Source organism: Rathayibacter sp. AY2B9 (assembly GCF_002931595.1).
Taxonomy (GTDB): Bacteria; Actinomycetota; Actinomycetes; order Actinomycetales; family Microbacteriaceae; genus Rathayibacter.
This window is the reverse complement of the sequence record NZ_PSUB01000003.1, coordinates 159,122-172,600: the sequence shown is the minus strand read 5'-3', so window position 1 is coordinate 172,600 and position 13,479 is coordinate 159,122. Positions and strand designations below refer to the sequence as shown.

The window sequence follows — 13,479 nt, the reverse complement described above, 5'->3', positions numbered from 1 at the left end:
GCTGGCAGGATGTACGGGACGGTCGGTGCGCGAGAGCGCGCCGCACGGACGGCACCGCCCGCTGAGAGCGGCCCCGCCCGGCCCCGTCCCGCACACCTCCACCCGCTCCCGACAGCGCTCACAGCGCCGGAGCGACACATCACCGCGGTCCGACCGGGCGCGCGGTCGGACCCTGCGCCGCGCGCCCGCGTCCAGCCACTCCCTCCCGGAAGAACCGCATGAGAAACGCCAGAACCGCCAAGCCCGCCCGCCACCACCTCGAGCTCCCCAAGCCCAAGCCCCTCGAGAAGGGCGCCATGCGGATCACCCCGCTCGGCGGCCTCGGCGAGATCGGCCGCAACATGACCGTCTTCGAGCACAAGGGCAAGCTGCTCATCGTCGACTGCGGCGTCCTCTTCCCCGAGGAGAACCAGCCCGGCATCGACGTGATCCTCCCCGACTTCGCCGCGATCCGCTCGCGGCTGAAGGACATCGAGGCCATCGTCCTCACCCACGGCCACGAGGACCACATCGGCGGCGTGCCGTACCTCCTCAAGGAGCGCGGCGACATCCCGATCATCGCCTCGACCTTCACCCTCGCGCTGATCAGCGCGAAGCTGCAGGAGCACCGCATCACGCCGCGCACGCGCCCGGTGAAGGAGGGCGACCGGATCGACGCCGGCGTCTTCGACCTCGAGTTCCTCGCCGTGAACCACTCCATCCCGGACGGGCTCGCCGTCGCGATCCGCACCGAGGCCGGCCTCGTGCTGCACACGGGCGACTTCAAGATGGACCAGTTCCCGCTCGACGGGCGCACCACCGACCTCCCCGGCTTCGCGCGCCTCGGCGACGAGGGCGTCGACCTGTTCCTGGTCGACTCCACGAACGCCGACGTCCCCGGCTTCGCGATCTCGGAGGGCGACCTCGCCCCCGCGATCGACCAGGTGTTCCGCACCGCGCCGCGCCGCATCGTCGTGTCCAGCTTCGCGAGCCACGTGCACCGCATCCAGCAGGTCCTCGACGCCGCGCAGCGCCACGGCCGCAAGGTCGCCTTCGTCGGCCGCTCGATGGTCCGCAACATGGGCATCGCCGCCGACCTGGGCTACCTCAAGATCCCGGCCGGCCTCGTCGTCGACATGAAGGTGCTCGAGAAGCTCCCCGCGACCGAGATCGTGATGATCTGCACCGGTTCGCAGGGCGAGCCGATGGCGGCGCTCTCGCGCATGGCCAACAAGGACCACATCATCGACATCGGCCCCGGCGACACCGTGCTGCTGGCCAGCTCGCTGATCCCCGGCAACGAGAACGCGATCTACCGGATCATCAACGCCTTCACCCGCTGGGGCGCCACGGTCGTGCACAAGGGCAACGCCAAGGTGCACGTCTCGGGCCACGCCAGCGCGGGCGAGCTCGCCTACTGCTACAACATCCTGCGCCCCACCGCGGTGCTCCCCGTGCACGGCGAGTGGCGCCATCTCACCGCGAACGCGGCGATCGCGACCCGCACCGGGATCGACGAGAAGGACGTCTTCGTCATCGAGGACGGCGTCTCGATCGACCTGGTGAAGGGCCGCTCGCGCATCAGCGGGCGCATCCCGGCCGACCAGATCCTGGTCGACGGCACCACGATGGGCGTCGCCACCGAGGACGCGATGAACGACCGCATCGTCCTCGCCGAGGAGGGGGCCATCACGGTCCTCGCCATCGCCGACCTCGACCGCGGCACGCTCGGCGAGCCGGTCGAGTTCTTCACCCGCGGCTTCGTCGAGGAGCCGGGCTGGAAGGCCAACGCGAGCAAGGCGATCGACGACGCCGTCCTGCAGGCCGCGGGCAAGCCGGTCGAGCTCGAGGCCATGGAGGCGCTGATCACGCGCACCCTCGGCCGCTGGCTGACCCGCCGCCACCGCCGGAACCCGGTCATCACCACCATCGTCGTCGAGGAGTAGGCGCCTTCCACGCCGCCCTCCGCCTCCGCTACCCCCTGCCCCGCGAGGCGCGGGCGGAGCAGAGTGGGAGGGTCGGCAGGTCGCCGACGCGAAGGGAGAGCGCCATGAGCACCGACCGCACCACGGGTGAGGACACCGAGAAGACCGAGGACCTCCCCGACGGCACCGGGACGGACACCTCCTCCGGTGGCGGCGACACCGACACCGTCTCCGGCGGAGAGCCGGACGAGCCCGCAGAGTAGGGCCGTGAACGACGAAGGGCGGGACCGCGAGGTCCCGCCCTTCGTCGTTCCGCCGATCAGATCAGCGGGCCGTCGCTCTCGCTCGAGCGGCGGGTGACCTGCTCGCCGCTGGCCGGGTCGACGGCCGAGCGCGTGGTCGAGACGGCCTGGCGGCGGCGCGTCAGCAGGACCAGCCCGAGGATCAGGCCGACCGCTCCGGCCGCCATCAGGATGTAGCCGACCAGCTTCAGGTCGATCCCGGACACCTGCACGTCCACCGCGAAGGCGAGGACCGCGCCGACGACGAGGAGGAAGATCCCTGCTCCGATGCTCATTGCGTGCTCCTTCTGACTGCCGCCGGAACGCGCGCGGGAAGCGCGCAGGGGCACCGGCGATCGCCCCACGGTAGACCTCGGGTCCGGCGGCCCCCAGGCCTTCCGGCGGGAGCCTCCGGGGGTGTAGGGCGGTGCCGGGTCAGCGGTCGGAGACGCGGAGCATCACGCGGGTGCGGTCGGCGCGGGTGACCAGGCCCTCGATCAGGAGGAACACGCGGTACTCGAGCCGGTACTTCGCCAGGAACACGCGGCCCAGGCGATCGACCTCGCCGGGGTCGGCGTCGATCTCCGCGGCGGCCTCGACCGGCACCGCGTAGTCGGAGACGCGGCCGCGGCGGTCGCAGGGGACGAGGGTCACCCGCGCGTCGTTGCGGAGGCGCTTCACCTTGCCGCTGCGGCGGGGAGTGGTGACGATCAGCTCGTCGCCGTCGCGGGCGATCCAGACCGGGGTCGAGACGGCGTCCCCGGACTTCCGGAACGTGGTGAGCGAGACGAAGCGCTCGTCGGCGAGAGCGGTGAGGTCCTGGGAGAGGGGCATGTCCGAAGTAGAGCGGCCGGGAGCGGTCACCGCAAGCCTCCGCGGCACCTCGATCCGCCCCCGTAGGGTGGAGTGATGACCGACGCGACGCCTCTGATCGGCCCGACCGAGGCGCCCGATCTGCACGTGATGACCTACAACATCCGCCGCCGCATGCCGCGCCTCACCTCCCGCGCCGTCGACCAGTGGGACCGGCGCCGCCCGCTCGTCCAGCGGGTGCTGGAGCAGGAGCGCCCCTCGATCCTCGCCGTGCAGGAGGCGCTGCCGGACCAGTCGGCCGCCGTGCACGAGGCGCTGGGCTCCTCCTTCGAGGCGATGGGCTTCGGCCGGGACGCGGACCGCGGCGGCGAGCGCGTGATGCTCTTCGTCGACCGCAGCCGCTACGCCGTCCGGCACTGGACCCAGATCGCCCTCTCGGACACCCCGGACGTCGCCGGCTCGCGCAGCTGGGGCAACCGCATCCCGCGCACCGCCGTGATCGCGGAGCTGACCGATCACGCGACCAGCCGCGAGCTCACCGTGGTCTCGACCCACTTCGACCACATCTCGCGGCGCTCGCGCCAGCGCTCCGCCGAGCTGATCGCCCGCCGCGTCCTCGAGCTCGGACGCCCCGCGATCGTGATGGGCGACACCAACACCGACGTCGACACCGTCCCCTACCGGACGATCCTCGAGGAGGGCCGCCTCGCGGACGCGTGGGAGACGGCGGAGAAGCACCTCACCCACTCGTGGAGCACCTTCTCGAACTACCGCGCGCCGGCGCCGGGCAAGCGGATCGACTGGCTGCTCGTCAGCGAGGGCGCCTTCGAGGTCGTCTCCGCGGGGATCAACGCCGTCCGCTACGGGGGAGCGGCGCCCTCCGACCACGAGCCGGTCCAGGCCGTGCTGCGCTTCACGAAGCCGTGAGCGGCTCCGCCCTCGTCGAGACCTTCCTCGAGCCCCCGCGCACCCGCGGGGAGTGGACGGCCGACGGCATCCGCGCGATCGGAGCGGCGAGCATCGTGGCGGCCGCGATCGGCTGGGACCTGGTCGACGTGGCGGTGCTCGCGCTCGCGGCGATCGGGCTGGTGCTGCCGCGCTTCCTCGGCATCCGTCCGGCGCTCGACGCCCTCTTCGGGCTCGCGCTGCTCGTGGCGTCCTGGAGCAGCGTCCTCGGCCTCTACGAGGCCTGGCCGCAGTGGGACCTGGTCGTGCACTGCGTGCTCAACGGGCTGATCGCCGCGGTGGCCTACATCGTCGCCGCGCGGGCCGGAGTCGTGCCGGCGGTCGCGGGCGATCGCGGGCCGCTGCTCCCGGCGGTCGTGCTCTGCGCCTGCTTCGGGACGACGGCGGGCGTCCTGTGGGAGTGGGGCGAGTGGGCGGGGCACCGCTTCATCGACTCCTCGATCTTCGTCGGCTACGAGGACACGCTCGGCGACCTCGCCGCCGGCGCGCTGGGCTCGATCCTCGCCGGCGCGCTGATGCGCTTCTGGTCCGCGAAGTCCCGGGTGGTCGGACCGGGCGCCTCGCGCGGCGTCGGAGGTGCGGCGTAGCCTGTCCCGCATGTGCGGCCGCTTCGCGATGGACTCCGAGACCGATGAGCTGATCCGCGAGTTCGTCGCCGCGGGCGGGCGCGCCGAGGACTGGGCGCCCGACTACAGCGTCGCTCCCACCGACGTCGCGCCGATCGTCCGCGAGCGGCTCCACGACGGCGAGCGGGAGCGCGAGCTCGAGCTCGCGTCCTGGGGCTTCACCCCGTCCTGGTCGAAGGGCAGGGGGCCCTCGCCGATCAACGCGCGCCTCGAGTCGGTCGCGACGAACGGCCTGTTCCGCGGGGCGTTCGCCAAGCAGCGCGCGATCGTGCCGATGCGCGGGTACTACGAGTGGGAGACCCGCGCCGACGGCAAGCAGCCCTGGTTCCTGCAGGGCGAGGAGCCGATCCTCGCCGCGGCCGGCCTCTACACGGCCCGCAAGGAGGGCGACGACTGGCGCGTCTCCTTCACGATCATCACCCGCGAGGCGCGCGACGCCTCCGGCGAGGTGCACGACCGGATGCCCGTGTTCCTCACGCACGACGTGCGCGACGCCTGGCTCGACCCGGCTCCGCTCGCCTCCGCCGAGGAGATGCTCGCCACCCTCGACCGGGCGTCCGTCGCGATGGCCTCGACCGTCACGGCCCACCCGGTCGACCGCCGCGTGAACAACTCCCGCACCGTCGACCGCCGCGACCCGGGCCTGCTGACGCCGGTCGCCTGACGCCGCTCGCCTGACAGGCGCGGGACGATCCGCGCGGTCCGCGGAACCTCCGGGCGAGGGCGGACGACCGGTGGTGGGTGGACCGGAGAGCACGGGAGGGGCTGAGCCGCGGCCCCGCCCCTCCCGGGCGTCCTACTTCGTGCCGGCGTGACCCGGGAACGGCTTGCCGTTCAGCGAGACCTCGTCGGGGTCGACCTCGACGTCGCCCACGTCGTCCGGGCCGCCCGTGCCGGGCACGGCCTTCACCTCGGCCGAGCCGGAGACCTCGGTGCGGCTCTCCGCCGGGTCCGAATCCTGCTTGGCCTCGGTCTCGCGCTCGCTGCCGGGCGACTCCGAGATGTCCTTCTCGATGGTCTCGCTCTCGGAGGAGGTAGCGGGCGCCGCCCCGTCCGGCTTGCCGATGGTCGAGCCCTGGTCGTCCTGCTCCGTGCGGTCCTGGTCCATGTCGTCGCCTTTCGTCGGGACCTCCGACGCTACGTCGGGGCGCGCGCGGGGGCACCCGCTTGACAGCCCGGCCGGGGGAGGGCGGCGTGCAGGGTCGACGTACTACCCTGGGTCGACGGTCGCACCGGGGGGCGCGGCACACCCGCCGCCGACCGCGAGGAGGACCCGTGGCATCCCACCGGACAGGCGACACCCGCATCGTCGGGACGACGGTCGACGGCCGGTACACGATCGAGGAGCTCATCGGCCGCGGCGGCATGGCCACGGTCTACCGGGCGCGAGACGGCGTCCTCGGCCGCTCCGTCGCGCTGAAGATGTTCGCCCCCGGCATCGACGACGCGCAGGACCTGCAGCGCAAGGCGTCCGAGATCCGGCTGCTCGCGGCCCTCAACCACCCCGCCCTCGTCACCCTCTACGACGCGCACGACGGCGGCGACGACACCAACGGCCAGGCCTACATGGTGATGGAGCTCGCCGAGGGCCCGAGCCTGTCCGAGCGGCTCGCCGAGGGCCCGGTCGCGCCGAACGACGTCGCCTCGATGGCGGGCGACCTCGGCGAGGCGCTGCACACGGTCCACGCGGCCGGCGTCGTGCACCGCGACGTGAAGCCGTCGAACGTGCTGCTCGTCCCGAGCCCGCTGACCAGCCGCGAGTTCCGCCCGAAGCTGGCCGACTTCGGCATCGCCTCCCTCATCGACGCGACGCGGATCACCGCGCCGGGCACCCTCATCGGCACCGCCGCCTACCTCAGCCCCGAGCAGGCGCACGGAGACCCGGTCACCTCGGCGAGCGACATCTACTCCCTCGGCCTGGTGCTCCTGGAGTCGCTGACCGGCCGCCGCCCGTTCACGGGCTCGGCGATCGAGGTCACGCTCGCCCGCCTGCTCCGCGACCCCGAGGTCTCGGAGTCGCTCGGCAGCGGCTGGACCTCGCTCCTGACCGCGATGACGCGACGCGAGCCCGGCGAGCGTCCCGCCGCGCTGCAGGTGGCGGAGTCTGCGCGCCGCCTGATCGATCCGCGGCGCGACTCCCCGCCGGCGGCCATCGTCGTCCCCGACGTCCCCGCCACCCGGGTGATGTCGACGGAGCCGCTCGCCGAGACCGAGCCGATCACGCGGACGGAGGCGCTCGACCCGACCCGCCGGCTCGCGGCCGACGCCTACCCGGCCACGGAGGCGATCGCTCCGACGCAGCGCTTCACCGCGACCGAGCGGATCGCTCCGGCACCGCGGACCGCTCCGGCACCGCAGACCGCTTCGGCGCCGCGCACGGCTCCGCTCCGCTCCGCGGCCGCCCCTCCGCAGCGCCGCGGCCCGAGCCCGTGGCTGATCGTGCTGGTGCTCGCGCTGGTCGCGGTCGCCGTCGGGCTCGCGATCATCCTGATCGACGGTCCCCAGTCGCCTCTGCCGCAGGTGGACGGCGAGCTGGGCAACCACCTCCGTCAGCTGCGCGAGAGCATCCGCTCGTGAGGGGCCTCCGACTGCGCGCCGCCGGCGCCGTGCTCGCCTCGGTCCTGCTTCTGAGCGGATGCTCCTCCGCGCCGCAGGGCATCGACGAGGGCACCGCCCAGACCCTCGACGACGCGGTGGTGGCTGTCGCCGAGAAGGCCTCGGCCGACGACTACCAGGGCGCTCTCACCGAGCTCGCCTCGCTCCAGTCGGCGCTCGACGCCGCGCTCGCCGAGGGCTCCGTCAGCTCCGACCGCGCAGCGACGGTGCAGACGCAGGTCGACGTCGTCCGCGGCGACCTCGAGGCCCTGATCGCGGGAGCCCCGGAGCCGGCGCCGGCCGAGACGACCGCCCCGGCTCCCGAGGAGACGACCCCGGTCGAGGAGGAGCCGGAGGACACGCCGGCCCCCGTCGAGACCGAGGACGACCCCGCCCCCTCGCCCGAGGAGTCGGAGCCGGAGGAGACGCCGACCGAGCCGGAGGAGCCCGCGGAGGAGACCCCGGCCGCTCCCGGCGACGACGCTCCGGGGAGCAGCGGCGACGCTCCGGGGAACAGCGGGAACGCTCCCGGGAACAGCGGGAACGCTCCCGGCAACGGCAACGGCAACGGCAACGCGGGCGGCAACGGCAACGGCCCCGGCGCTCGCGGTGCGGCGACCGGCGTCGGCGCCCCCGCGGGCAGCGGTGCCGCGCCCGGGGCCGCGAAGGGCCCCGGCGGCCGCTAGAGCGCTACTCCTGCGTCGAGAGCACGGCGAACGCGGCGTCGAGCTCGACGTCCACGTCCGTGCCGTCCTCGCGGGTGACCTCCACCTCGAAGGCGTGGTCGGCGTCGTCGCTGCGCTCGGCCTCGGTGACGGTCCCGGAGCCGACGGCGCCCAGCGCCGCCTCGCTCGCGCGGGCCAGGTCGTCGCCGGTGAGGTCGTCCGGGTCCACGGCGGCCGCGGTCGGGTCGCCGGCAGGCACGCCGTCGTCGCCCGAGCCGGCCTGGAGGGCGCGGTCGTCGGGGTCGACGGACAGGACGGCGAAGGAATCGTCGAGGCGCACCTCGTACTCGAGGCCGTCGCGGTCGGTCAGGTCCAGCTCGTAGCCGGTGGCGCCGTCGTCGTCGCGCTCGGCCGAGGTGACGGTCCCGCCGCCGATCTCGGCGAGCGCGGCCTCGCTCGCGCGGTCCAGGTCGCTGCCGGTGAGGGAGTCGGATCCCTCGAAGCCGTCGGTCGCGGCGTAGGCGATGCCCGTCCCGGCTCCGATCAGCACGACCGCTCCGGCGATCCCGGCGATGATCTTCGTCTTCTTCTGCACGATGGCTCCATCCCGGCGCCGCTCGTCGACGCCTCCAGCACTCTCGCGGTCGGGCGCTGAAGCAGGCCTGAAGCGCCCGCTCAGCGGACGAGCGGCACCCGCACCTCGACCCGGGCGCCGCCTAGCTCCGAGTCGCCGACGACGACCCGTCCGCCGTGGGCCCGCGCGATCCCGGCGACGATCGCCAGGCCGAGGCCCGACCCTCCGGCGTCGCGCGTCCGGCCCTCGTCGAGGCGGACGAAGCGCTCGAGCACCCGCTCGCGCTCCGCCGCCGGGATCCCCGGCCCGTCGTCGTCCACCGCGAGCACCGCCTCCGCTCCGTCGATCCGGGTCGAGAGCGCCAGCTGCGAGGAGCGGTGCCGCACCGCGTTGTCGACCAGGTTCCGCAGCGCCCGCGAGAGCAGGGCCTCGTCGGCCACCGCCTGCACGGGCGAGATCCCGCTCGCGTCGACGCGGGCTCCGGAGTCGCGCAGGCGCCGCACCTCGCCGAGGGCGAGGTCGTCGAGGTCCACGGGAGCCGCCGCCACGGCCAGGCGCGCCTCGTCCGCCCGGGCGAGCAGCAGCAGGCCCTCGATCAGCCCGCCGAGCCGCACCGACTCCTCCGCGACCGTCCTCGCCAGCCGGGCGGAGTCGAGCCGGTCCGGGTGCGCGAGCGCCACCTCCGCGGTCTGGCGCAGCGCCGCGACGGGGGAGCGCAGCTCGTGCGAGGCGTCCGAGACGAAGCGCCGCTGCCGCTCCTGCCCGCTCTGCAGCCGATCGAGCATCCGGTTGAGGGTGTGCGCCAGCCGGTCGACCTCGTCGCCGGAGCCGGGAGCGGCGATCCGGCGGTCCAGGGCGGAGGAGGTGACCGCCTCGGCCTCCTCGCGCATCCGCTCCACGGGGCGCAGCGCCCGGCCGACGACGACGGCGCACACCACCGCCACCAGCGCGATCAGCAGCGGGACGGCGACCGCGAGCAGCCCGATCGTCGTGGACACCGCCTCCTCGCGGCCCTCGTCGGGCACGCCGACCACCACGAGGGAGTCGTCGTCGAGCTCGCGGGCGGCGACCACCACCGCCCCCTCGTCGTCCACGTCGACCGTGACCGGGTCGTCGCTCTCGGCCAGCGCGAGCGGAGGGAGGTCCTCCGCGTCCCCGCCCGCGGCGGCGACCCGCCCGTCGACCACGAGCTGGACCAGTCCCTCCGAGCCGCGGACGGCCTCCGGGCCGCCCTGCTCGACCAGCGCCGCGACCCGCTCCGCCTCGGCGTCGGCGGCGGAGGCGGCGCTCGAGGCGAGCACGGAGGAGAGGATCAGGACGAAGAGCACGCTCCCGAGGAGCGCGGCGGCGGCCACCACGGCGGTCGCGGCCGCGGTGATGCGGGTCCGCAGGCTCCGGCGGCTCACCCGGCCACCAGCGTGTAGCCCGCCCCGCGCCGGGTGCGGAGGGTGTCGCGGCCGAAGGGCCGGTCGATCTTGTTGCGCAGGGTGCGGACGTAGACCTCGACGATGTTCGGGTCGCCGTCGTAGTCGAAGTCCCAGACGGCTCCGAGGACGTCGCGTTTGGAGACGACCTCGCCCGCCCGCGAGACGAAGTACTCGAGGACGCTGAACTCGCGCGCGGTCAGCGGCACGGCGACTCCGCCCCGCTCGACGGTGCGGGAGGCCGGATCCAGCACGAGATCGCCGACGACGCGCACCGTGGGCCGCTCGGCGGCTCCGCGGCGGATGAGGGCGCGCAGCCGCGCGACGAGCACCGGGAACGAGAACGGCTTGGTGAGGTAGTCATCGGCGCCGGTGTCGAGGGCCTCGACCTGGTCGAGGTCGCCGTCCTTCGCGGTGAGCATCAGGATCGGGGTCCAGTCCTCGGCGGCGCGCAGCCGCTCGCAGACGCGGAAGCCGCTGACGTCCGGGAGCATCAGGTCGAGGACGATGGCGGCGTAGTCGGCCTCCTGCGCGTACCAGAGGGCGTCGGTGCCGGTGGTGGCGGTGTCCACGGCGAAGCCCTCGGCCTCCAGGCCCGTCTCGAGGGCGCGGAGCAGGTTGATCTCGTCGTCGACGACCAGGATGCGGATGGCGGCCTCCCCGGGCTCGGCGCGCGGGGGTCCGCGCGAGCCCAGGCTAGCCGCGGCCCCGCTGAAGCCCGCCTGAAGCGCCGGCGGACCACCGCGTCCCGCCGAGGCGCCGGCTCCCCGCCGGGACACCGGCGGGACGCGCGGCGCCCGGGCGCGGGTCACTCGTCGCGGTCGGTGTACTCGCCCTCGCCCTCGGCGGAGGTGCCCGCGGCGCTGGTGTCGACGTAGCTGCCCTTGTCGGCGGTGCTCTGCTCGTTGACCGAGGTGTCGACGTAGCTGCCCTCGGCCTCGCCGGCGGTGTGCGAGACGCCCTCCGTCGAGGTGTACTCGCCGCCCTCGGTGTCCTCGTTGCTCGTGCCCTCGGCGACGTGACGGCCGTGGCCGGCGGTGTGCTCGTCGTGACCCTCGTGGTGGTCGTGGTGCTCGTGACCCTCGTGGTGCTCGTTGTCGTGGTCGTGGTGGGCCATGGCGGCCTCCTCGCTTCGTCGCGTCGGTGCGCGGTCGGATCGGCCGCGCTCGCTCCGAGACTTCTGCATCTGGGGCGGGGGTGCAAGACGTGGCGGCTGCACATCCGTGCCGCGCAACTCCTACCGGTGCCGGATCCGCCCGCCTAGCCTCCGAGGATGAGCAGACCCCCTCGCACCCGCTGGAGCGTCATCGGCCAGCTCGGACCGGCCTTCGACGACGGCGGTCCGATGCTGCTGGTCGAGGCCCGATCGGCGTTCGGGCGCCGCCCGATGCACCGCGCCAAGGCGCAGCTGCTGCTGTCGGCGCTCCGCCACCGCGCCCGCGAGCTCGGGGACCGCGCCGAGTACGTCCGCTCCGAGACCTTCGGCGAGGCCCTCGCCGGGCGCGACGACCTCGAGGTGATCGACCCGCCCACCCGCGGCGGCCGCCGCCTCGCCCGCAGGCTCGGCATGAGCGTTCTGCCCAGCCGCGGCTTCATCACGGCCGAGGAGGACTTCCGCGAGTGGGCGCTCTCCCGCTCGGGCAAGCGCCTGCTGCTGGAGGACTTCTACCGGTGGAGCCGCGAGCGCACCGGCGTGCTGATGCGCGGCGACCAGCCCGAGGGCGGCCGCTGGAACTACGACCACGACAACCGCCAGCCTCCGCCCAAGGGCGCCTCCCGGCTCGGCCTGCCGGACCCGTGGTGGCCGGAGGAGGACGACATCGACGAGGAGGTGCGCGCCGACCTCGCGCGCTGGGAGGCCGAGGGGGCGGTCCGCCTGGTCGGCGCCGACGGTCCGCGCCGCTTCGCCGCGACGCCCGCCGAGGCAGAGGCGGCGCTCGCCGACTTCGTGTCGTCGCGCCTGGGCGACTTCGGGACCTACGAGGACGCGATGCTCTCGGGCGACTGGACGATGGCGCACTCGCTGCTCAGCGCCCCGATGAACCTCGGCGTGCTCGATCCGCGGACGGTCGTCGAGGCGGCCGAGGCGGAGTACGCCGCCGGGGGCGCGCCGATCGCGGCGACGGAGGGGTTCATCCGCCAGATCCTCGGCTGGCGCGACTACGTCTGGAACCTGTTCTGGCACCTCGGGCCGGAGTACCGGAACCGCAGCCGCGCGCTCGGCGCCTCCACGCCGCTGCCCGCCGAGCTGCTCGCTCTCGACCCGAGCGGCATCGAGGCGAACTGCCTGCACGAGACGCTCGACGACGTGCACCGGCACGGCTGGGCGCACCACATCCAGCGCCTGATGGTGCTCGGCAACTGGGGACTGCAGCGGGGGTGGGATCCGGCGGAGCTCAACGACTGGTTCGTGGACGTCTTCGTCGACGGCACGGAGTGGGTGATGCCCGCGAACGTGATCGGGATGTCCCAGCACGCCGACGGCGGCGTCGTCGCGACGAAGCCGTACGCCTCGGGCGGCGCCTACATCAACCGGATGTCCGACTACTGCGGCGGCTGCCGCTTCGACCCGAAGGTGCGCCTGGGCGAGAACGCCTGCCCGGTGACCGCCGGGTACTGGGCCTTCCTCGACCGGGCCGAGCCGGTCCTCCGCGGCAACCACCGGATGGCCCAGCCCCTCGCGGGCCTGCGCCGCCTCGCGGACCGCGAAGCGGTGGTCGACCAGGAGCGCCTGCGCGAGACGTACTGACGCGGGGCCGACGGCGCGCCCGCCGCTACTCCGCGCGCACGAAGCGCGACACGGTGACCGCGACCGTCACCGCGGTCGTCCCCTCCACCGCCGCGAGCCGAGCGTCCAGCGCCTCGGGATCCACGTGGTGGGCACTCGGCCCCATCAGCACCTCGGCGCGCAGCTGGTCGACGCTCATCAGCACCGTCGTGTCCAGCTCGATGCGCTCCCCGAGCGCGAACCCCGCCAGCTGCTCGTCGAGCCGCTCCGCCTTGCCGGCGTCGATGCCGAGCATCCCGAACCGCTCGCGGATCTCGTGGAGGTGCCTCTCGCGCGGAGTGACGACGACGGCGACGCCGCCCGGACGGAGCACCCGCCGCATCTCCGGGGCGTTCCGCGGCGCGAAGACGGTGAGCAGCGCGTCGGCGGAGGCGTCGGCCAGCGGGAGGGGCTGCCAGAGGTCGGCGGTCGCGATCGCCGCCCGGGGGTGCGCGCGGGCGGCGCGGCGGGCGGCCGGGGCCGAGAGGTCCAGGCCCAGCCCGTCCGCCGCTGGATGCGCCTCGAGCACGGCCGCGAGGTACGCCCCGGTGCCGCAGCCCAGGTCGACCACGAGCCGTGCGCCGGCGGGGACGGCCGCGGCGACCGCGTCCTGGATCACCCGGTAGTGGCCGGAGCCGAGCAGGTCGGCGCGGGCCTGCACCATCGCCGTGGTGTCGCCCGAGGTCGCGTGCCTCCCGCGCAGGAGCGAGGCGTAGCCCTGGCGCGCGAGGTCGGCGCTGTGCCCGAGGGGGCAGCGGAGCGAGGAGGGGCGGGGCAGCGCATCGGGGGCGAGCGCGCCGCCGCAGACCGGGCAGGCGAGGGCGGGCAGCACCGTCGATCCGGGTCGGGCGGCCGGATCGAACG

General features: G+C 74.3%; 16 protein-coding genes. 8 read left to right on the top strand and 8 right to left on the bottom strand.

The window, feature by feature from the left end; all coding sequences use genetic code 11:
* Positions 1 to 218 precede the first annotated feature (218 nt).
* Together C5C25_RS05075 and C5C25_RS16440 are read left to right on the top strand one after the other, a co-directional pair.
* Positions 219 to 1,925, top strand: coding sequence for a ribonuclease J (locus tag C5C25_RS05075; protein ID WP_104222925.1), 1,707 nt, complete (start codon positions 219 to 221; stop codon positions 1,923 to 1,925).
* A 104-nt stretch (positions 1,926 to 2,029) separates the two neighbouring features.
* Positions 2,030 to 2,167, top strand: a complete 138-nt coding sequence (locus tag C5C25_RS16440) for a hypothetical protein (RefSeq protein WP_159940924.1) — start codon at positions 2,030 to 2,032, stop codon at positions 2,165 to 2,167.
* Between the two features lie 56 nt (positions 2,168 to 2,223).
* Here the strand turns inward: C5C25_RS16440 and C5C25_RS05070 are convergent, their stop codons facing one another.
* Positions 2,224 to 2,481 carry a DUF6458 family protein gene (locus C5C25_RS05070; RefSeq protein ID WP_104222924.1) on the bottom strand — a complete coding sequence of 86 codons (258 nt, stop codon included), beginning with the start codon at positions 2,479 to 2,481 and terminating at the stop codon, positions 2,224 to 2,226.
* Positions 2,482 to 2,620: 139 nt separating this feature from the next.
* Positions 2,621 to 3,019: a PPOX class F420-dependent oxidoreductase gene (locus C5C25_RS05065; protein WP_104222923.1), complete on the bottom strand. Its 399-nt coding sequence runs from the start codon at positions 3,017 to 3,019 to the stop codon at positions 2,621 to 2,623.
* 75 nt (positions 3,020 to 3,094) lie between these two features.
* Between C5C25_RS05065 and C5C25_RS05060 the strand changes: the two genes are divergently transcribed.
* The 3 genes from C5C25_RS05060 to C5C25_RS05050 are packed head-to-tail and all read left to right on the top strand — an operon-like array spanning position 3,095 to position 5,254.
* Positions 3,095 to 3,925 (top strand): endonuclease/exonuclease/phosphatase family protein, encoded by an 831-nt coding sequence (locus tag C5C25_RS05060; protein ID WP_104249931.1) that lies wholly within the window; start codon positions 3,095 to 3,097, stop codon positions 3,923 to 3,925.
* The gene (locus C5C25_RS05055; RefSeq protein ID WP_104226114.1) at positions 3,922 to 4,551 is read left to right on the top strand and encodes a hypothetical protein; all 630 of its coding nucleotides are present in this window, start codon (positions 3,922 to 3,924) and stop codon (positions 4,549 to 4,551) included. The genes C5C25_RS05060 and C5C25_RS05055 overlap by 4 nt, the downstream gene beginning before the upstream one ends.
* 10 nt (positions 4,552 to 4,561) lie before the next feature.
* A complete protein-coding gene (locus C5C25_RS05050; protein ID WP_104249930.1) occupies positions 4,562 to 5,254 on the top strand; it encodes an SOS response-associated peptidase in 693 nt (230 codons plus the stop codon).
* A gap of 132 nt (positions 5,255 to 5,386) precedes the next feature.
* Here C5C25_RS05050 and C5C25_RS05045 read toward each other — a convergent pair whose 3' ends face one another.
* Entirely contained in the window at positions 5,387 to 5,698 is a 312-nt protein-coding gene (locus C5C25_RS05045; RefSeq protein ID WP_104222919.1) for a hypothetical protein, read from the bottom strand.
* A 167-nt stretch (positions 5,699 to 5,865) separates the two neighbouring features.
* Between C5C25_RS05045 and C5C25_RS05040 the strand changes: the two genes are divergently transcribed.
* Together C5C25_RS05040 and C5C25_RS05035 are read left to right on the top strand one after the other, a co-directional pair.
* Positions 5,866 to 7,167, top strand: coding sequence for a serine/threonine-protein kinase (locus C5C25_RS05040; protein ID WP_104249929.1), 1,302 nt, complete (start codon positions 5,866 to 5,868; stop codon positions 7,165 to 7,167).
* Positions 7,164 to 7,871, top strand: coding sequence for a hypothetical protein (locus C5C25_RS05035; protein WP_104249928.1), 708 nt, complete (start codon positions 7,164 to 7,166; stop codon positions 7,869 to 7,871). Before C5C25_RS05040 ends, C5C25_RS05035 begins: the two co-directional genes overlap by 4 nt.
* 4 nt (positions 7,872 to 7,875) lie before the next feature.
* Here C5C25_RS05035 and C5C25_RS05030 read toward each other — a convergent pair whose 3' ends face one another.
* The 4 genes from C5C25_RS05030 to C5C25_RS16435 all read right to left on the bottom strand — a co-directional run bounded on the left by C5C25_RS05030 (position 7,876) and on the right by C5C25_RS16435 (position 10,965).
* A complete protein-coding gene (locus tag C5C25_RS05030) occupies positions 7,876 to 8,445 on the bottom strand; it encodes a PepSY domain-containing protein (RefSeq protein WP_104249927.1) in 570 nt (189 codons plus the stop codon).
* An 80-nt stretch (positions 8,446 to 8,525) separates the two neighbouring features.
* A complete protein-coding gene (locus C5C25_RS05025; protein WP_104249926.1) occupies positions 8,526 to 9,830 on the bottom strand; it encodes a cell wall metabolism sensor histidine kinase WalK in 1,305 nt (434 codons plus the stop codon).
* Complete coding sequence (locus tag C5C25_RS05020; protein WP_104249963.1) at positions 9,827 to 10,498, bottom strand: response regulator transcription factor; 672 nt, start codon at positions 10,496 to 10,498, stop codon at positions 9,827 to 9,829. The genes C5C25_RS05025 and C5C25_RS05020 overlap by 4 nt, the downstream gene beginning before the upstream one ends.
* A 158-nt stretch (positions 10,499 to 10,656) precedes the next feature.
* Positions 10,657 to 10,965: a hypothetical protein gene (locus C5C25_RS16435; protein WP_181133633.1), complete on the bottom strand. Its 309-nt coding sequence runs from the start codon at positions 10,963 to 10,965 to the stop codon at positions 10,657 to 10,659.
* A gap of 156 nt (positions 10,966 to 11,121) precedes the next feature.
* Between C5C25_RS16435 and C5C25_RS05010 the strand changes: the two genes are divergently transcribed.
* The gene (locus tag C5C25_RS05010) at positions 11,122 to 12,597 is read left to right on the top strand and encodes a cryptochrome/photolyase family protein (protein ID WP_104246940.1); all 1,476 of its coding nucleotides are present in this window, start codon (positions 11,122 to 11,124) and stop codon (positions 12,595 to 12,597) included.
* 25 nt (positions 12,598 to 12,622) lie between these two features.
* Here the strand turns inward: C5C25_RS05010 and C5C25_RS05005 are convergent, their stop codons facing one another.
* On the bottom strand, positions 12,623 to 13,447 hold the full coding sequence (locus tag C5C25_RS05005; RefSeq protein WP_374955568.1) for a methyltransferase domain-containing protein: 825 nt from the start codon (positions 13,445 to 13,447) through the stop codon (positions 12,623 to 12,625).
* Positions 13,448 to 13,479 lie beyond the last annotated feature (32 nt).